Here is an 18,116-nt window from a genome sequence, read left to right as displayed (position 1 = left end):
GGGACCGGGGTCGCGTCCGGGGCCGCGTCCTCCTTCGGAGGCTCATGGACGGGGACGGGACTCTCTTCGGGGGCCATGCGCCGGGAGACGAAACGCCTCACTTAAGGATTGGGGTCGACGGGGCGGCGATCGCGCCCGTAGAGCAGGTTTTCCGCCGCGTTCAGGACGACGGGCGAGCCTTCCTCGACGTCGCCCACGGCCGTGTCGGCCTCGTCGAGCTCGAAGGAGGAGAACACGGCCTCCCCGTGCGCGCCGCGGCCCGCCGCGTCGGGCGTCGCGCGCGGGTCGAGCGGAACGATCTCGTACCAGCGTCGCGCGAAGAGCGGCTTCGCCCGACCGTCGAGGACCGCGCTCACGAGCACGCGCGCGCCCGCGGCGAGCGCCGTCGTCGCGAGGGCCGGCCGCACGAGCCCGACCTGCCACGGCTGGAGCTCGTAGGTGAACCCGCCGAAGGGCGTGACGTAGCGGTGCCGGATCGGCTCGATGGGGTACGGAAGGGCCCCGGTGGCGGCGCGCCAAGGCATGACTTGTACTTTCGACGTGCGAAGTGATCAAGCTTGCGCTCGGGCCCCGCTTCCGGACGCCCCCCGCGGGAGCGCCGTCAGGGACGCTCGTCGGACCAGATCCTGACCGGACCGCGGGGCCGCGCGATGCAGGTCAGGACGTACGTCTTCTGCTGGTCCGCGGAGAGCGCCGCGCCCGCGCTCTGGTCGGCGGGCGTGCCTTCCCATTTCGCGGAGCAGGTGTCGCACGACCCGGCCTTGCAGCTCGACGGCAGCTCGAGGCCCGCCTCCTCGCCGGCGGCGAGGATGTTCTGGTTCTTGTGGACGGCGAGGACGACGCCTTCCTTCACGAACTCGACGCGGTAGTGGTCGGCCGGGATCACGGGCTCGACGGGCGCCTTCGGCGCCTCCTCGACGACCGCGACGGGCGCCGCGGCGGCGCCCTCCTTGGCCTTCATGCTCTTCGCGACGACCTCGTGGAGGTCGAGGATCTCGACCTTGAGCTTCGCCTTCTTCACGAAGGCCTTCAGGGTGGAGGCGCAGCCGGGGTTCGCCGTGACGAGGGTCTCGACGCCCGCGTCCTGGGCGGCGCGCACGAGCTTGCCCGCGATGTGCTCGACGAGCGCGGCATCGTGCAGGTGCAGGCCGCGGCCGTGGCCGCAGTCGTGGACCTGGAGGTCGACGAGCGTCGCGCCCATCGCCTTCAGGACCTCCGCGCCCGCGGCGCGGTCCTTGATCGGGAGGGCCTCGGGGGCGTGGTACGCCACCTTCTTCGCGAGGGATCCCTCGAACTCGAGCCGCTTCTCCTTCACGTAGCGCGCGAGCGCGACCGAGGTGTGGAGGGTCTCGAAGCCCATCGGGATGTCCTCGGCCGCGGCGATCGCGGGCCAGTGGAGGCGCATCGCGCGGAGCGCGTTCGCGTCCGGGGAGAGGACCGTGTGGATGTTGCGCTTCGCGATCGTCTGGAGCATCTCGACGACGACCGGCTTCGCGGCCTCGCGTTGGCCCGTCTCGAAGAGCGCGGCGCCGCTCGACCGCTCGGCCTTCCCGAGGTAGGCGAGCTGGACCCCCGCGTTCATCGCGGTCTGGGCCCCGGCAAGCGCGATCGTCGGCTCGTCGTAGCTTCCGACGTCGTCGGCGAAGTAGAGCGTGCGCGCGTCGCTCTCGAAGGCGACGGCGGCCCACTTCGCGCGCTGGTCCTTGGGCTTCCCGAGGACGTTGCCCTCCTTCTCGACGTTCGCGGCGAGGGCCGCGTGGGCGGGGAGGGCGCCGTTCGTCTCGACCGCGACCGCGAGGAGGCGGTCCGTGACTTCGGCGATCGGGATCTTCGCGGGACACGCGAGGTCGGGCGCGACCGCGAGGCTCGTGCGCGCGAGACGGTTCATCACGACCGGCGAGATCGCGTGCTTCCCGGCGAGGACGTTCTTCGCCATGATCACGCGGCCGCGGGGAAGGCCGGATTCCCAGTGGGTCTTGGCCGCTTCGGGCGCAACGAGGTTGCACTGCGCGCAGAAGATGCACGTCTGCGTCTCGTACTCGACGGACGCGAGGTCGCCGGCGTGGCTTCGGCCGATCGCCCGCTGGAGCGCGGTGTGGCCGGGGTCGGCCTTCGCGCCGCCGCCGTACTTGAACTGCCCGCGCATCATCTTGAGCTGGCCCTTCGTCGTCGCGAGCATGATGGGGAACAGGCGCAGCGGCATCCCGCGCATGCGCGCGCCGAGGACGGGGCCGGGGTTGAAGACCTCGCGCTTGTCGGTCGCCTTCACGAAAGCCTGGATCTTCCCGAGCCGCCCCTGGTGCTTCCGCAGCGCGATCGCGCCGACCAGGCCGAGCGGGAGGCCGAGGAGCGACCCGAAGGCGCCCGCGATCACGATCACGAGGATGAAGTCGATCACGACCGTGTTCGAGTCGATGATCGGCCCCACGAGACCAAGGACCGCGAGGCCGATCACGGCCGTCGATCCGAAGAGGATGCCGATGAGGAGGTTGATGATCGGCTCGCCGCGGCGCATCGCGAGGATGGCCGCGGGCGGCGCGAGGATGAAGCCGGCGATCGCGCCGAGGACCGCGGCGCGCGCGAGGGCCATGACGAGGCTCGGCTCGCCCTTCGCGAGCGTGACCGTGCCCATGAGGTTCGCCGCGCCGGCCCAGGTCGTGCCGTACGCGCTCATCCATTCGCCAAGGTAGATGGCGACGAGCGCCATCGCGAGCCAGAGCGTCGCGCCCCCGACGATGCCGCCGATGCCCGCGACGAGGTGGCGCATGGGGTCGAAGAGCTGCGCGCGGATCGGACGCTTCGTCCCGTTCACGACGGACTCCGCCTCGTTCGCCTGGAGGACGCCGGTCGCGTAGCTGCGTCCGCCGTGCGCCTTCGCGATGTCGATGACCGCGAGGCTGTTGCCGAGCGCGGTCGGGTACGTGGGGCGGCGGTCGTCGTCGAGGCCGTAGTAGATGAGATCGAATTCGCGCGGGGCGACCGCGATCGCCCAGAAGCACTGGCGCTCGGCCTGGACCGCGTCGCGCGCGGCGCGGAACGTCTCGGTGAACGCCTCCGCGGGGACGACGGCTTCCGAGACGACGACGCTCGGGCCGAGACGCTTGAGGTTGAGGTGGTCGAAGCGGGCGTTCCAGGCCCTCTCGGCGTCGGCGGTCTTCGCGAGGTCGCCGCCCTCGGTGATGGCGACGCCCTTGATGATCTCCACGGATTCCTTGGTGTCGCCCTCGACGACGGCGAGGATCGAGAACACGTTCGCCGGGAGGATCTTCCCGCCCGCGGCCTCGTTCGTCATCTCGGCGAATTCGGGCGTGAAGAAGTGCAGGCTGTAGGCGCCGGCCGTGACGGAAAGGCGCTTGATCGCGCTGAGCGCGCGCTCCTCGGCGCCGATCGTGAGAAGGTACGGGGTGAGGGGCTTCGCCTCGCGCACCTTGAGCGTCGCCTCGGTGATGAAGCCGGTGACGCCGAAGGCGCCGTAGACGAGGTCGAGGTCGTCGCCCGCGAGCTCGCGCTCGCGGCCGTCGGGCGTGACGAGCGTGACGCTCTCGAGATCGTTGCGGAACGGACCGTATTTGGCGCTGCCGACGCCGCCGCCGCTCTGCGCGATCCAGCCGCCGATCGTGCCCGCGGGATTCGTCGGGTACTGGCGGAGCGCGAGGCCTTCCTTCGCGAGCGCGTTCTCGAGGTCGCGGAAGGTGACGCCCGCTTCCACGGTCGCGGTCTTCGCGCCCTTGTCGATCTTCAGGATGTTCTTGAAGTCGCGCAGGTCGACGACGATGCCGCCTTCCGTCGGCACGGCGCCGCCGTAGCCGGACGTGCCCGCGCCCCGGGGGACGATGGGCACGAAGTTCCGGTTCGCGTACTTGATGATCTCGAAGAGGTCGCCCTTGATCTGCGGGCGCACGACGGCCCAGGCCTTGCGCTTGAGGGCGAGGTCGAGGAGCGCGGGCGGCGAGGCCGCGTCGCGCGAGTAGAGGAGGCGCTCGCCCTCGTCGGTCGACGCGAAGTCGCCGAACGCGTACTCGAGCTTGCGGCCCATGCCCTCCGGAAGCTTGTTGGAGAACGGGGAGAAGCGGAGGTTGGCCTTGCGCGGATTGAGCGCGAGTTCGAGGATATCCATGGAGGGGGCCCCGATTTGGGGCCAAGAATCAAGTGCCTCTATATTAAAGCGCCGCGGGGACGCGGCCGGGCATCGAGGGCCGCGCGGGAACCCTCATGCCCTCCGCGGGCGACCCGCGGGCCGTGCCGCGCGTCCTCCCCGTTCTCGCGCTCCTTGCGGCCTCGGCGGTCGCGGGATGCGCCGTCGCGCCGCAGGAGGTCGCCTGCGACGACCGCATCTATGTCTCGATCCACTACGACAGGGTCCTGAACGGGACGCGCCTCCTCGAAGCCTTCGAAGCGGCGGGCTACGCGACCCGGCCGGGTCCCGTGAACGACACGACGCGGCTCCTCCCGCCCGACCGGGCGGGCGGCGATGACGCCTACGGCCTCGTGAGCGTGACCCCGGGCCCCTCCGGCCCCGGCACGCTCGTCTCGTTCGAGGGCGAGGAGCCCGGCCTTCTCGGCGGCAACCCCGCGGTCGACGCGGCCCGCGACGCCGCCCGCGTCGTGAACGCGACGTTCGCGGACGATCCGCCCACGGTCGCACGATGGATCGTGGAAGGTCCAAACGAACGGTGCTGAGGTCGCCCCGACGGCCGCTCAGTCGCCGCGGCGCTCGATGCGGCTCTCCTCGTATTCGAGGATGAGGGTCAACGCGATGCGGACGAGGGCGACTGCGCCCACGGCGAGGACGCGGTCGAGGTCCGGGGCCGCGGCGAGGCTCAGGACGTCGCTTCCGATCGTGAAATCGAGCGCGAGGAGGAGACTGCGGGCGAAGTTGTGGCGGGCGTGGGACGGGCCGTCGAAGGGTCCGCGGCGCACGGCCCATCGGCCGAGCGCGACGGCCCCGCCCGCGAGGATGATGACCGCGGCGGCAACCTCGAGGAGAAGGGCGCCGGACTCGAGGAAATCGACCGCGAGGCCCGTCCAGGCCATAACTCAGACCTTCTCCCGGTGGGCCGCCGCGCGCTCGGCCTTGTGGACGATGCGCTCGAAGCCGTAGGCGACAAAGAAGAGACCGAGCAGACCGAGGACGCGGCCGGCGATGCGGACGGCCTTGGCCTCGAGGTCGAGCGGCATGAACTCGGAAAGCAGGCCGAGCACCTGCCAGAGACCGATGAGGCTCCAACCCAGGAGCCGGAGCCGGACCCACGCCTCCTTGCTCGTGGGCGCGAGCGCGCGCACGAGGGACGAGGCGCCGCGCCGTCCGCGACCGAGGACGTCCATGCGCCCTGGTTCGGCGACCGGCGGGAAAATCGCCTCTCGCCGTGGCCTCGGTCGCGCGCGGCGGAGGGTCGATACTTCTCCGTCGAATGGTTCATTACACCCTTTGTATTCTTCCCCCCCGTGAAGCCGATGGTCCGGCCCTCGTTTTCGGCGACGCTCCTGCTCGTCGCCCTCGTCGCGGCCATGCCGCTTGCCGCGGCGCAGGACAACCAGACGAACCAGTCGACGGGCGACACGGGTCCGGCCGCGGACTACGCGGTCACCCTGCGCGAGAAGGTCGACCACGGCGACTTCCTGTGGGCGCCCGAAAAGATGAGCTTCCCCGCGGGCAGCCGCGTGACGCTCATCTACAACTCGACGGGCGCGACGGCCCCGCACAACATCCACGTCACGGAGGGCGCGGACACGACGCCCGCGACCCCCATCATCGACCAGGATTCGGGCTCCGTCTCCCTGACGTTCCAGATGCCGGCGAGCGGCGTCGTCCGCTTCGTCTGCGACGTGCACCCCGAGACGATGAAGGGCTCCATCTCCGTCGGCGAGTTCGGCGGCGGCGCGGGCGGCGGTGGCGGGGCCCACACGGGCATCGTCGCCGAGGGCGTCCACTTCCTCGCGTACTGGGTCGGCGTCATCGCCTTCGCGGCGCTCTTCATCCTCTACGCCGCGACGTTCTTCCTCTTCAAGTACAACGAGAGCTCGCACACGACGGACCACCGCGACCGGGCCTCGCCCGCGGCCGCCGGGTCCGACGACCCGACCTTCGTCGAGGCGAGGTCGCTCCGCAACGAGTTCGCGAGCCTGTTCATCATCGTGCTGTTCGTCGCCCTCGTCGCGTACATCGTCGTGACACAGGGTCTGCTCGACGCGCTCAGGGGTTGACCACATGGCGAAGGGAAACGAGCCGGGTGACGTGGTGCGGTACGATCCCGCGCCGGAGCCGCTCTACGCCGCCGTCATGATCGGCCTCCTCACGCTCGTCGAGCTCGTGTTCATCGGCCTGTTCATCGGCAGCATGATCCTCGGCTGGAACGCGTACGCCGACCAGCAGAACCAGGCCATCTGGCTCGCCGGCGCGATGTTCACCCTCGCCGCGATCCTCTCCATCTACCGCCGCTACTTCGTTCCTGACGTGATGATCGTCAAGAAGCGGAAGCAGAAGTACGAAGACCTCATGTAAGGAGCCCGAAGCATGGACCGCCGCTCGTTCGTCAAGATCGCCGTCGGCGCGGGGGCCGGGGCCGTCCTCGCCGGGACCGCCGCCGCCTTCACGAAGCCCGCCCTGATCCCGCGCGACGCGGGCACGGGCAACGTCCGCTACTACGGCGCGCACCGCATCGGCGGGCCGGCGCCCCGCGGCGTGCCGCTCATCCCGATCACGATCGGAGACGATGGCGTCTTCCGCGGGCTCCCGAGCTTCGAGGACCCTGACGGCAACGCAGTCAACGCGCTCGACTGGTACAAGTACTGCCAGCACCAGAGCGCCGCCGGCCTCGACCCCGCGTTCAAGTCCGACAACACGCTCACGTACTTCGCGGCGGAGGACAAGCTGAAGAACGCCGAGGTCCTCTCGAACATGTGGTTCCGCGACCTGCTCGGCCAGCCGGTCAACATCAGCCACTTCACCGAGGACTACCAGGGCGCGGCCTTCCTCTGGCGCAGTGAAGGCCAGTCGGGCACGTCCCTCCTCACGGGCGCGATCATCCGCTACCCGAAGGACACCATCCACTTCCCGCAGTCCGACCTCAAGTCGCCCGCGAAGGCGATCAAGGAAGGCCACGACGCGATCAAGGACTCGATCATGGTCACGCGCGGCAACTCGACCTTCGTCGGCGTGTCGCTCTTCTGCACGCACTTCTGCTGCGCGCCCGGCTGGCGCGAGGCCGAGAAGCAGGCGAAGGCGAAGGACGCGTGGGAGATGCTCTTCTGCACGTGCCACCTGTCGATCTACGACGTGCGCAGCATCGTGTACTACGACTACGTGCCCGAGCTCGCGGTCAAGCCGAAGTGGCCGGACACCCCGGAGTGATCTCATGGCGACGCAACGACCCGTGGGGACGAACGGCGGCAACGGCAACCATCGCCGCGTGACGCCCATGCAGAAGGTGGCGCTCGCCACGTACGCGTGGCTCGACGAGCGGTTCCGCATCCGCAACGTCGCGCACCACCTCGGCAACTTCTACATGCAGATCAACATGCAGCTGCCGCGCAGCCACACGGAGAAGTACAAGCTGCGCAGCATCTGGTACTGGTATCCCATGTACACGCTGGGGTCCATCTCCGCGCTCTCGTTCCTGCTCGCGGCGATCACCGGCATCCTCCTCACGCTCTGGTACGTGCCGTCGACGGCGCCGCTTGCGTCCTACGACGGGCAGTACGGCGAATTCCGCGTCGAGCCGACCGAGGCCTGGATCTCGGTCGCCTACATCATGACGGACGTCCCGTTCGGCTTCATGATCCGCGCCCTCCACTTCTGGAGCGCGATGATCATGGTGGCCGCGGTGTTCCTGCACATGATGCGGGTGTACTTCACGCAGGCCTACAAGAAGCCCCGCGAGCTGAACTGGCTCATCGGCGTCGGCCTCTTCGCGGTCACGATCTTCCTCGGTTACACCGGCTACATCCTGCCGTGGTCGCAGCTCAGCTACTGGGCGTCGACCATCGGCAACGAGATGGCCGCGGCGACGCCGCCACCGGCCTTGGGCCGCATCGTGGCGTCCTTCATGTTCGGCAATCAATTCGGAACGCAACAGACCCTGACCCGCATGTACGTCCTGCACGTGCTGCTCCTCCCGCTCGCGGCGGTGGCCCTCATCGGGCTCCATATCGTGATCGTGTGGATCCAGGGCATCGCGGAGCCGCATTAAGGTGATCGGATGGCGACGACGAGCGACCTGATCCGGACCTACAGCGAGGAGGCGGCGCGCCTCGACAAGGAGCGCCGCGCCGCGAAGAAGACCCGCCCCGTCGAGGGTCATCCCTTCTGGCCCCACGAGGTCATCCGGGACTCCATCATCATCCTCCTCTTCACGGGGCTCTGCTTCCTGCTTTCGGGATTCATGCCGTACTTCCTGGAATCGCCGGCGGACTACTCGTCCCAGCCGCCGGTCATCCTGCCCGACTGGTACCTGCTCTGGTCGTACGGGATGCTCAAGATCACGGCCGACATCACCGTCCTCGGCGTGCCCCTCTCGGTGCCGCTCATGGGCGAGAACTTCGGCTGGCAGCTCCTGAACGCGAAGACGTGGGGCCTGCTTTTGAACGGCGTCGTCGCGGCGCCGCTCATCCTCATCGTGTTCCTGGACCGCGGGAACTCGAAGCGGCCCGTCGAGGCGCCCTTCTGGGCGAGCGCGGGCATGGCGGGCGTCGTCTACATCTTCATGACGTCGGTGTACTCGATCAACAACGTCATCTACTCCGAGTTCCCGATCTTCGGGCAGGAGTACGGGACGTGGCTGAACAAGTACGTCACGCTCTTCCAGATGGACCTGCTCGCGTGGCTCACGAACCTGCTCACGCTCCTTACGTTCTTCGTGTTCTACGTCCCGCTCAAGATCGTGCAGAAGCAGCACGGCTACGAGGCGAAGCTGAACGCGAACTACTACAAGGTCCGATGAGCGCTTGGCCGCGAAGTGGCGCGTCCCGGAGCGGCGGTTCAAGGCCATCGCCTTCGTGACCACGCTCGCGGGGGTCGCGCTCATCGCGGGCGCGATCAATGCGTTCGTCTTCGAGCGCGACATCGCGCTCGCGATCGCGCTCTTCGTGTTCGGCGTCGCGGCGGGGAGCGCCCACGTGTTCGTGGAGCCCGTGTCCCAGCCCAAGTTCTCGGTCACCCTCTACACGCGGGAGGACTGCGCGCTCTGCGAAGAGGCCGAAGCGCTCCTCCTCGGCTTCTCGGGCCGGCACGGCTTCGACGTGTGGACGGAGGACGTGGACGCCGACCCGGCGCTCGCCGAGCGCTACGGCGACCGCGTGCCCGTTGCGATGGTCGGCGAACGGACCCTGTTCGAGCTTGAAGCCGACCCCGCGCGTCTCGAGGCGGACCTCCGGCGGCTCGCCCGGGCGCCCTGACGGAATGGCTCCGGACACGTGGGCAGGGTTTATGTAGCCGAACGCCGCATGGGCGCGTGGAGAGACCCCCATGACCTCCGCTGAAGTCTTCATCGTCACGCCCAAGGCCGCCGAGATGGTGGCGACCATCGCCAAGAACGAGGGCAAGGAGGGCCAGGGTCTCCGCGTCGCCGTCATGCCCGGCGGCTGCTCCGGCTACACGTATGGCCTGGACTTCGCCCACGAGAAGCTCGACAACGACATGATCGTCGAGTCGAACGGCGTGAAGATCTACATCGACCAGGACATCGAGCCCCTCGTGCGCGGCGCGACGCTCGACTTCGTCGAGTCCCTGAACGGCGCCGGGTTCGTCCTCGACAACCCGAACGCCTCGCAGTCCTGCGGCTGCGGCAAGTCGTTCATGTAAGGACGTTTCTCACGCCCCCTCCGACGGAGGGCCATCCCGATCCTCGAGCGCGAGCGCCGCGGAAGCGTTATCGACGCCCGCGCGCCTCCCGCTCCGTGCTCCTCGACATCTCGGTCCCCGTCTCCGAGAAGACCGCGCACTTCCCGGGGGACACCCCCTTCTCGTGCGACTGGCCGCTGCGGTTCGACCGCGGCGACAACCTGTCCCTCAGCGCCGTGCGGTCGAGCCCGCATGTCGGCACCCACGTGGACGCGCCGCTCCATTACGATCCGCGCTCGAAGATCGGCGTCGCGGACCTGCCGCTCGACGCGTTCGAGGGTCCCTGCCGCGTCGTGCGCGTGCGCGCGCCCATGGTCGAGCCGCGGCATCTCGACGGCCTCGACCTCGAACGCGAGGAACGGCTGCTGTTCCGGACCGCCGACACCCTCGATCCGACGCGATGGAACCCCGACTTCACGGCCCTGTCCGTCGAAGCGGCCGACCTCCTTGCCGCCGCCGGGGTGCGGTTGGTCGGCATGGACACGCCGAGCGTGGACCCGGCGGATAGCAAGACGCTCGAAGCGCACAAGGCGCTCGGGCGCGGGAGCGTGGTGAACCTCGAAAACCTGGACCTCACGCGCGTCCCGGAGGGCCGCTACCTCATCCGGGCCTTTCCGGCCCGGTGGGAGGGACTCGACGCCGCGCCCGTGCGCGCCGTGCTCCGCACGCTCTGATCAGCGGCGGGAACGGCGCGCCGACGCGAGGCGGCGCGTCGGCCGGCCGGGGGTCCGCGTGCCGCGCGTCGCGCGGGGGGCGCGCGTGGCCGCGCGGCCGCGCGTCGCGCCTCGGCGCACGTTCGTCTTGGTCATCGTGCTCTTCTTCCGGCTCACGTTCGCGCGCGTCTTGCGGACGCCGCGCTTCGCGGTCTTTCGGACCATGCGGACGGGCCCGAGGCCTCGCATGCTTGAGCTTTGGGGCGCAAGAGGCGGAGGATCGGGCGCGAAATCTCATGCACGCCGGGGACGGGAGGCGTGACGATGAACGCGCTCGCGAAGAGCCTGCTCGCGGGATTCGCCGCCACGGCCGTCCTCGTCGCCGTTCGGAACACCTTCTGGGCCGTCGAGCCCGCCGAGGTGCGCGAGCGCGAGCGCCGCCTCCGCGAGGGCTTCGAGGCGACGTCGCTCCAGGTGCCCGTCCGGGAAGCCTCGCGCGCGCTCGGCGTGCCTTTGCGGCCGCGCGTCGAGGCGCAAGTCGCGACCGGCCTCGCGTGGCTCCTCGGCGTCCTCGGCGTCGTCGGGTACGCCGCCCTCCGCCGGCGCGCGCCCGTCGTCGCCGCGGCAGGCGGGGCGCTCTTCGGCCTCGCGGTCTGGCTCGTCGAGGACGAGGGCATCATTCCCGCCCTCGGATGGGCCAAGCCCCCCGGCGCGTATCCCTGGCAAGCCCACGCGCGCGGCCTCGCGGCGCACGTCGCCTATGGCGTCGCGGCCGAGCGCGCCCTCGCGGCGCTCGACCGGGCGTGATCAAGCAGGCTCAAGCCGGATGGCGCCGTTCGCCGCAGCGTTGGATCCCGTCCTCATCGTCGCGGCCATCGCGACCGGCGCCATCTTCCTCTTCGTCACCGAATGGGTGACGCCCGACGTCGTCGCGCTCCTCGTCCTCATCGCGCTCGCCGCCTCCGGCGTCCTCACGGCCCAGGAGGCCATCTCCGGGTTCGCGAGCACGGCCACGCTCACGGTCCTCGCGATGTTCGTGCTGAGCGCCGCCGTCGTCCGCACCGGCGTGGTCACGCTGCTCTCGAACCGGCTCCACAGCCTCGGCGCTGGCCGGGAAGCGCGCATGATCGTCGTCATCGCCCTCATCGTCGCCCCCATCTCCGCCTTCATGAACAACACGGCGGCGGTCGCGATCATGATCCCGCTCGTCGTCGCCCTCGCGGCCGAGGCGAAGCGGGCGCCGAGCCGGTTCCTCATCCCGCTGTCCTACGCGTCGCAGATGGGCGGCGTCCTCACCCTCATCGGCACGAGCACGAACATCCTCGCCTCCGAGATCAGCATGGCCTCCGGCCACCGACCGCTCGAGATGTTCGAGTTCACGCCCGTCGGTCTCGTCGTCGCCGCCGTGGGCATCTTTTATCTCGTCGTCATTGGACCGCGGCTCCTGCCGCATCGCGGCGAAACGGCGGAGTCCTTCGCCCCGAAGTTCCGGGCGAAGATCGTCGTCAAGGCCGGATCGAGCGTCGTCGGCCTCCTCGCCTCGGGCAAGGACGCGACGTTGCGCCTCGGCGGCGAGGTGCAGGAGGTGAGGCGCAAGGGACACCGCCTCGCGCCCAACGAGGCGACGCTCGAGCCCGACGACATCGTCGAGGTCGAAGGCGTTCCCGACCGGCTTCTGCACGCGGAAGCGGGCGGCGCGTTCGTTCCGCTCGGCCAGCGCCGCCATCCGGGCCTCGAGGTCGACGAGGACCGCGTCGTGGTGGAAATCGTCGTCGCGCCCGGATCGTCCTACGTGGGCCAGGAGCGCGATCTCGCGCGTCTCGCGTACATGGACGCCCACGTCATCGGCATCCACCGCAAGGAGCGCATGGTGCCCATCTGGCTCAAGCCCGAGGTGGAAGCCGGCGACACGCTGCTCGTCCTGACGCGCAAGGAGCGGCTCGAGGAGCTGCGAGACAATCCCGATCTCATCCTCGTTCAGGAGGTGCCCGTGATCGAGCCGCGACGAGACCGGATCCTGCACGTCGTCGCGATCTTCGCGGGCGTCGTCGGCCTCGCGGCGCTGAACATCCTCCCGATCGTCGTCACCGCGCTCGCCGGAGCGGTGCTCGTGGTCCTCGTCGGCATCCTCGACATGCGCGAGTTCTACCGCGCGGTCCGGTGGGACGTCATCGTGCTGCTCGCGGGTCTCGTTCCGCTCGGCACCGCCATCGTGAAGACGGGCGGCGCCGCCATGCTCGCGGGCGCCTTCACGGGCCTCGCGGGACACCTGCCGCCCTGGATTTTGCTCTTCGCGACCTATGCGACGACGGCCCTCCTCACGGAGGTCCTTTCGAACAACGGAACCGTCGTGCTCATGGTTCCCGTGACCGTGACCGCCGCCTTCGGCCTGGGCCTCGATCCCACGCCCTTCGTCCTCGCGGTGGCGTTCGCGGCCTCGACGAGCTTCATGACGCCCGTCGGCTATCAGACGAACACGATGGTCTACGGCCCGGGCGACTACAAGTTCAGCGACTTCTTCCGCGTCGGCGCGCCCCTGAATCTGGCGCTCGCGTTCGTGACCACGGCCGCGCTCGCGACGACCTACGGTCTCTGGTGATCGACGGGTACGACCTTCGCGATGCGGCGCCACGCGAGCGCTCCGGGCCCGTCCTCCGCGACGACCTCGCCTCGGCGCGCGAGGCCCTTCAAGTGGTAGCTCACGCCCTGCTTCGTCATGCCGAGCCGCTCGCCGAGCTGCGCCTGGGTCAGGGGCCCCGAGGCTTCGAGGATGTCGAGGACGCGACGCTGCATCGGCGTCATGGGGTCGGCCTCGACCGCGGGGAGCCGCGCGCCCGCGGGGTAGAACCGGCGGTACGGGCCCTCGCGGCGGCTGCGGACGTACGCGTGCCGCTCGAGCGTGCGCAAGTGGTGGATCAGGACGCCCGCGGGAAGCCCCATGTCGCCGAGAAGCTGCGAATAATGGACGCCCGGGCGCGCGACGATCGCCGCGTGGATGCGGTCCCGCGTCGCGTGGTCGAGCACCTCCTTCCGCGCGAGACGCGTATACAGGCCCGCGAACGGCGCCATGAACAGGTAGCGCCAGGCGTCGCGCCGGAGGAGGATCGCGAGCCACCCGACGAGACCGACGCCGCCCACGGCCGCGCCCGCGACCACGACGGGGTCCTCGAAGGGGGAAGCGGGGCCGTCGACCGAGGCTCGGAGCGTGTCGTCCGGAAGGGGCGTGTCGGGGTCGTGGACGACGAGGGTCGCGACGGGGAAGACCTGCGGATCGCGTCCGCCGCCCGGGAGGCCGACCTCCACGTAGAGGGGGACCTCGAGGCCGACGGTCGCGTCGAGGGGGACCGGGCCGACGGTCATCGCGACCGCGAAGGCTTCCCCGGGCAGGAGATGACGCTGGTGGTCGTCAAGGGCGAGGGGCACGTCGGCGGACGCCGCAAGGGTCACCGAGAGGGCGTCGCCGCCCGTGTTGCGCACGGTGACGAGGATGCTGCCTTCCGATCCCGGGATGAGGGCGATGCGCTCGGGCGAGCCTTTCGCCGTCACGTTCCCGAGGGCCGAAAAATCCGCGCTGAACGGATCGGGAGGACCGACCGCGAGGCGCGCCGTGTCGCGGGCGATGAGCCCGATCCCGGCCTCGGTCTCCGCTCGGATCGTCACGTCGAGGGCGCCTTCGGGCGCGGCGCGGGCAAGACGCACGGGGAACATGGCGCGCGTCGGGGTCCCCGGCTCGACGACGACGCGCTTCGGGGCGACCGTGCCGTGGGGGCCCTCCACGAAGAGCGCGACCCAGCGGGACCACGACCCTTCGATCGTCAACTCGACCGGGATGTCGACGAGGCTTCCCGCGGGGACGGTAGATCCGTCGTGCGAGGCCTCGAGGCGCAAGGCGCCGACCGCGAGCTCGTCGTCGAGGCCGGGCTCGACCCGGACAGGGAGGTCGCGCGCGAGACGGATCTTGCCGTCGTCCGAGACCGCTTCGATCCGGATCGTGTAGAGGCCGAGGGGAGCGTCGAGACCGGCCCCGATGAACATGGACGCCGGAGCGTGGGTCCCCGGAGGGACGAGAAGAACCGGGAAGATCGATCGGACAGGGAACGTGATGTGGCCCGTCGATTCGTTCGCCCAGAGGTTGAAGCGCCCGAAGTCCCGGCCTCCGTTCTCGATCGAGATGTTCACGAAGGTCGGCGGCGACGGAACCCCGCGGTGCACGACGATGCGCACGTCATCGGGTAGGTGGATCGCGACATCGGCGCTTGATCCGAGGATGTCGACGGGCGGCGGGGCGGCGCAGCCCGCCATCGCCGCGCCGAGGGCGACAAGCGCGATGAGGAGGGCCGATCTCATTCCATTCGCCATCGGGTGCCTCCGCGCCCACGAGGCGTCGGGCCCCCATGAGGCGAATGGTAAGGACCTTTGACGACGATAAGAGCGTTTCGAACCCGCGCGCAACATATTCACGCGGCGAGCACGTTTCGCGCGCGTGGTGTACGTCCCCTCAGCGACCGGCCCCTTCCGGACGGGGCGGGCCCGCGTCGCGCCCGACCGCGAGGTCGCGTACGCCGAATGGGGCGACCCCGAGGGATGGCCCGTGTTCTTCTTCCACGGCCTCGGCGCCTCGCGCTCGGCGGCGCACCCGGACGGGCGGCTCGCGGACGCCGCGGGCGCGCGCGTCATCGCGGTCGACCGGCCGGGCATCGGCGGCTCGGACATCGAGCGCGGGCGCCGCCTCAGGAGCTGGGCGCGCGACGTGGCGGCCGTCGCGGACGCGCTCGGGATCGAACGCTATGGGATCCTCGCGCACTCCGGCGGCGGGCCCCACGCCCTCGCATGCGCCGTCGAGACGCCGGGACGCGTAACCCGGATCGGCATCGCGAGCGGCGGAGCGCCGCTTGCGGGGCCCGTCGCCCTCGATCACCTCGACGCCCATTGGCGCCGGATCGCCTACGTGAGCGCGAACGCGCCTTGGGTCGTCCGCGCGATCGCCTGGCTCGAGAGCGCGCGCGCCATCCACAAGTCCATGCGCGCGTTCGACCGGTTCCTCCTGCGGCTTCCGCCGCGCGACCGATGGATCCTCGAAAGCCCGGTGATGAAGGCGATGATCGACGCGGGCACCCGCGAGACGTTCCAACAGGGATCGCGCGGCTTCTACGAGGATGCCCTGGTCCTCTCGCGACCCTGGGGCTTCGGGCCGATGGACATCGAGCACGAGGTGACGTGGTGGCACGGGGACGCCGACAGCATCGTCCCGATCGGGTGGGCGACGACCTTCGGCGCGCTCATCCCCCGCTGCACGCTGCACGTCTACGCGGAGGAAGGGCATTTCCTCTACCTCGAGCGCTGGCGCGAGATGCTCGAGTCGGTCGTCCGGCCGTAGGATCCAAACCCGCGCGCCCGCGACACGCGCGTATGCCGACCTTCGACGTGGATGGATGGATCGAGGCGATCGAACGCAAGGATACGGAGCGCTTTCTCGACCACTTCGCCGACGACGCCGAGGTCCAGGCGGAGAACGTGCCGATCGCCATGCGGGGCAAGGACACGATGCGGCGGATGTTCGAGAAGCTGATGCCGACGATCCGTGACATCAATATCAAAACCGATTACGTGGTGCAAAACGGGCATGAGCTGGGCGCGCTCGTGAAGCTCAAGGCGACATTCGATCGCGACTACGAATTCGCAGGCGAACGCCTGCCCGTCGCCGGAAAGACGGTCGAGATCCCCGCCGCCTTCTTCGCGCGGCTCGACGACGACGGACGCATCACGCACGCGAGCCGCCTGCGCGACAGCTACACGGCGTTGCGCCAACTCGGCATCACGGGCGCGAAGCTCGACGAGATCATGGAGCGCGTTCTCGAAGCGGCCCGCGCGACGCCGCCCGAGGAGATGGACCGGCTCATCCGGACGGGGCCGGGCGGCGAGCCTCGAACCGGCGGAGGATGAGCCACCAGAACAGGATGCCCCACGCCAGGAAGAACACCCAACCTGCGTGACGGTGTGCGAACGCGAGGGCGTTACCGCCGCGGTCGGCGCCGACGAGCGCGAGGAGGACGAGGCGCAGCACGTTCGCGACGTGGAGACCAAGGAGGCCCAGCGCGAGGTATCCCGCAAGGCGCGGGGCCGAGGCCTTGGCCGACGCGGCGAAATGGAGGAACACACCCGTGAAGAGCGCGCCGGCGTAGAGCCCAGCGCACGCGACGCCGACCGTGAGAAAGAGCGGGCCTCGAGCCGTCGCGACCCGGATCGTCTCCCCGGTCCAGGCGACGTCGTGCCCGAGGAGCGCGAGCGACCATCCGAGCGGCGCGACGAGGAGGTGCTTGACGTAGAGCCCGAGGGGAGCCCACGCGAGATCCCGTTCGCCGAGCGCGTGGAGCGCGTAGAGGCCGAGCGGCGCGAGAAGGAGCGCGTAGCTCCCCGCGACGACGGTTGCCACCGGGACGCCCGCGACGCGGCGCGCGACGAACGGCGCGAGGCCGACGAGCGCAAGGCCGTACGCGAGGATCGCCCACTCAGGCGCCGAAAGGCCGCTTCCCGTCATCGCCTCGCGGAGGACCACGCCGCCCGCCGCGGCGAGGCCCACCCCGAGGGCAAGGCGAGAAGCGCGGCGAGAAGCTGCCGGCTCGGGCGCATCCGGCGTCCGGCCCATGCGCCACGCAAGCGCGAGGAGCGCGAGGCCCGCAAGCGACGCGAGGGCGCCGCCCGCGAGGCCCGCCTCGTGGTCGTTGAGGCGCGCGAGGATGATGAGCCCCTGGCCGAGGAGCGCAAGACCCGCGAACGCCGCGAACCGCGCTCTCATCGGCGCCGCATCACCACGTACGCGCCCATGAGCGCCGCGAGCGCGAGGACGCCCACGAGCGCGTCCGTGAACACGGGGATCGCCGTGATCGTGACCGCCTCGCAAGGCCCGCCGGGCAGGCCGTTCGCGGAGACCGCGTAGCGGACGACATCGCCCGCGGACGTCGTGAGGTCCGTGAACTCCGCCGTGTCCCCCGCGACGACGGCGAACGGCGCAAGAGTCCCGCTACCCGTCGCGCGCAGCACGTCGTACGACGTCGCGCCCGCGACCGGCGTCCAGGTGAGACGGATCGATCCCCCGGGAAGCGCCGTCGCCGCAAGGTTCTCGACGCACTGCGGTCCAGGCGTCGGCCCGGGATCGCCGCCGATGTGCACCTCCTGCGCGGGGCAGAGGTCCGAGGGCGTGCCGTCGGCCGCGACGCGGTAGGTCAGGACGCCCTCGGGCGCCGGGTCGTCGACGTACGACGTGACCGTTCCGGGAAGGAGCGCGACGGTTTCGGGCGTCCCGCCGTCCAGGATGCGCTGCACGTGATACGATCCCGCGCCCGGGACGGGGGGCCACGAGAGCGTCACGACCGCGTTGTCGTGGTCGACCTCGATATCCAGCGACTCCGTACATCTCGCCGTGGACGTGCTCGCGAGGAGCACGACCGCGACGGAGGAGGCGACAACCATGACCGCGACCGCGATGAGGATCCTGCGTGACGGGGACACGCGCGGTGCGCGGCCGTCGCGGGCTCATAGCCGTTGTGGAGCGACGACCGGCGTGGGCCTGCGCGAGGGCGTCCCCGACACGCCGTCGCGAGGGGTCGCGGCCCGCCCGCCCGAGT

The 18,116-nt window shown here is 70.2% G+C and carries 21 protein-coding genes; 13 read left to right on the top strand and 8 right to left on the bottom strand.

The features are described 5' to 3' along the window. Positions 1-101: 101 nt before the first annotated feature. Together VM889_03180 and VM889_03175 are read right to left on the bottom strand one after the other, a co-directional pair. Positions 102-524 carry a hypothetical protein gene (locus VM889_03180; protein HVL47538.1) on the bottom strand — a complete coding sequence of 141 codons (423 nt, stop codon included), beginning with the start codon at positions 522-524 and terminating at the stop codon, positions 102-104. A 77-nt stretch (positions 525-601) separates the two neighbouring features. Next, positions 602-4,117, bottom strand: coding sequence for an FAD-binding protein (locus VM889_03175; GenBank protein HVL47537.1), 3,516 nt, complete (start codon positions 4,115-4,117; stop codon positions 602-604). A gap of 122 nt (positions 4,118-4,239) precedes the next feature. Here VM889_03175 and VM889_03170 point away from each other — a divergent pair, with 122 nt between their 5' ends. Beyond that, a complete protein-coding gene (locus tag VM889_03170) occupies positions 4,240-4,680 on the top strand; it encodes a hypothetical protein (GenBank protein HVL47536.1) in 441 nt (146 codons plus the stop codon). An 18-nt stretch (positions 4,681-4,698) separates the two neighbouring features. On the opposite strand, the gene VM889_03165 is transcribed toward VM889_03170, so the two are convergent. Next, positions 4,699-5,034, bottom strand: a complete 336-nt coding sequence (locus tag VM889_03165) for a DUF1622 domain-containing protein (GenBank protein HVL47535.1) — start codon at positions 5,032-5,034, stop codon at positions 4,699-4,701. A gap of 3 nt (positions 5,035-5,037) precedes the next feature. Continuing rightward, positions 5,038-5,325, bottom strand: coding sequence for a hypothetical protein (locus VM889_03160; GenBank protein ID HVL47534.1), 288 nt, complete (start codon positions 5,323-5,325; stop codon positions 5,038-5,040). Positions 5,326-5,454: 129 nt separating this feature from the next. Between VM889_03160 and VM889_03155 the strand changes: the two genes are divergently transcribed. From VM889_03155 to VM889_03120, 8 genes are all read left to right on the top strand, one after another. Further along, entirely contained in the window at positions 5,455-6,204 is a 750-nt protein-coding gene (locus VM889_03155) for a plastocyanin/azurin family copper-binding protein (protein ID HVL47533.1), read from the top strand. Between the two features lie 4 nt (positions 6,205-6,208). Beyond that, positions 6,209-6,502 (top strand): hypothetical protein, encoded by a 294-nt coding sequence (locus tag VM889_03150; GenBank protein HVL47532.1) that lies wholly within the window; start codon positions 6,209-6,211, stop codon positions 6,500-6,502. A gap of 12 nt (positions 6,503-6,514) precedes the next feature. Further along, entirely contained in the window at positions 6,515-7,351 is an 837-nt protein-coding gene (locus VM889_03145) for a hypothetical protein (GenBank protein ID HVL47531.1), read from the top strand. Positions 7,352-7,355: 4 nt separating this feature from the next. Then, positions 7,356-8,189: a cytochrome b N-terminal domain-containing protein gene (locus tag VM889_03140; GenBank protein HVL47530.1), complete on the top strand. Its 834-nt coding sequence runs from the start codon at positions 7,356-7,358 to the stop codon at positions 8,187-8,189. A gap of 9 nt (positions 8,190-8,198) precedes the next feature. Further along, on the top strand, positions 8,199-8,939 hold the full coding sequence (locus VM889_03135; protein HVL47529.1) for a hypothetical protein: 741 nt from the start codon (positions 8,199-8,201) through the stop codon (positions 8,937-8,939). A gap of 4 nt (positions 8,940-8,943) precedes the next feature. Beyond that, a complete protein-coding gene (locus tag VM889_03130; protein HVL47528.1) occupies positions 8,944-9,393 on the top strand; it encodes a glutaredoxin family protein in 450 nt (149 codons plus the stop codon). Between the two features lie 70 nt (positions 9,394-9,463). Next, a complete protein-coding gene (locus VM889_03125; protein ID HVL47527.1) occupies positions 9,464-9,799 on the top strand; it encodes an iron-sulfur cluster assembly accessory protein in 336 nt (111 codons plus the stop codon). Positions 9,800-9,894: 95 nt separating this feature from the next. After that, entirely contained in the window at positions 9,895-10,512 is a 618-nt protein-coding gene (locus VM889_03120) for a cyclase family protein (GenBank protein HVL47526.1), read from the top strand. Here the strand turns inward: VM889_03120 and VM889_03115 are convergent, their stop codons facing one another. Beyond that, the gene (locus VM889_03115; protein ID HVL47525.1) at positions 10,513-10,716 is read right to left on the bottom strand and encodes a hypothetical protein; all 204 of its coding nucleotides are present in this window, start codon (positions 10,714-10,716) and stop codon (positions 10,513-10,515) included. A gap of 99 nt (positions 10,717-10,815) precedes the next feature. Between VM889_03115 and VM889_03110 the strand changes: the two genes are divergently transcribed. Together VM889_03110 and VM889_03105 are read left to right on the top strand one after the other, a co-directional pair. Continuing rightward, the gene (locus VM889_03110) at positions 10,816-11,298 is read left to right on the top strand and encodes a DUF1440 domain-containing protein (protein ID HVL47524.1); all 483 of its coding nucleotides are present in this window, start codon (positions 10,816-10,818) and stop codon (positions 11,296-11,298) included. 40 nt (positions 11,299-11,338) lie between these two features. Then, positions 11,339-13,090, top strand: a complete 1,752-nt coding sequence (locus VM889_03105) for an SLC13 family permease (protein ID HVL47523.1) — start codon at positions 11,339-11,341, stop codon at positions 13,088-13,090. On the opposite strand, the gene VM889_03100 is transcribed toward VM889_03105, so the two are convergent. Then, a complete protein-coding gene (locus VM889_03100) occupies positions 13,075-14,838 on the bottom strand; it encodes a MarR family transcriptional regulator (protein HVL47522.1) in 1,764 nt (587 codons plus the stop codon). The genes VM889_03105 and VM889_03100 overlap by 16 nt on opposite strands. Before the next feature lie 139 nt (positions 14,839-14,977). Between VM889_03100 and VM889_03095 the strand changes: the two genes are divergently transcribed. Next, on the top strand, positions 14,978-15,868 hold the full coding sequence (locus VM889_03095) for an alpha/beta hydrolase (protein ID HVL47521.1): 891 nt from the start codon (positions 14,978-14,980) through the stop codon (positions 15,866-15,868). 32 nt (positions 15,869-15,900) lie between these two features. Next, positions 15,901-16,434 carry a nuclear transport factor 2 family protein gene (locus tag VM889_03090; protein ID HVL47520.1) on the top strand — a complete coding sequence of 178 codons (534 nt, stop codon included), beginning with the start codon at positions 15,901-15,903 and terminating at the stop codon, positions 16,432-16,434. Here VM889_03090 and VM889_03085 read toward each other — a convergent pair. Together VM889_03085 and VM889_03080 are read right to left on the bottom strand one after the other, a co-directional pair. Continuing rightward, entirely contained in the window at positions 16,388-17,287 is a 900-nt protein-coding gene (locus VM889_03085) for an archaeosortase/exosortase family protein (GenBank protein ID HVL47519.1), read from the bottom strand. The two genes, VM889_03090 and VM889_03085, sit on opposite strands and share 47 nt — an antisense overlap. Beyond that, positions 17,284-18,000 (bottom strand): hypothetical protein, encoded by a 717-nt coding sequence (locus VM889_03080; protein HVL47518.1) that lies wholly within the window; start codon positions 17,998-18,000, stop codon positions 17,284-17,286. The genes VM889_03085 and VM889_03080 overlap by 4 nt, the downstream gene beginning before the upstream one ends. Positions 18,001-18,116: the final 116 nt, after the last annotated feature.

The sequence above is a fragment of the Candidatus Thermoplasmatota archaeon genome (assembly GCA_035540375.1).
Classification (GTDB): domain Archaea; phylum Thermoplasmatota; class SW-10-69-26; order JACQPN01; family JAJPHT01; genus DATLGO01.
The sequence above is the reverse complement of the archived record's forward strand: the minus strand, read 5'-3'. Positions and strand labels throughout refer to the sequence as shown.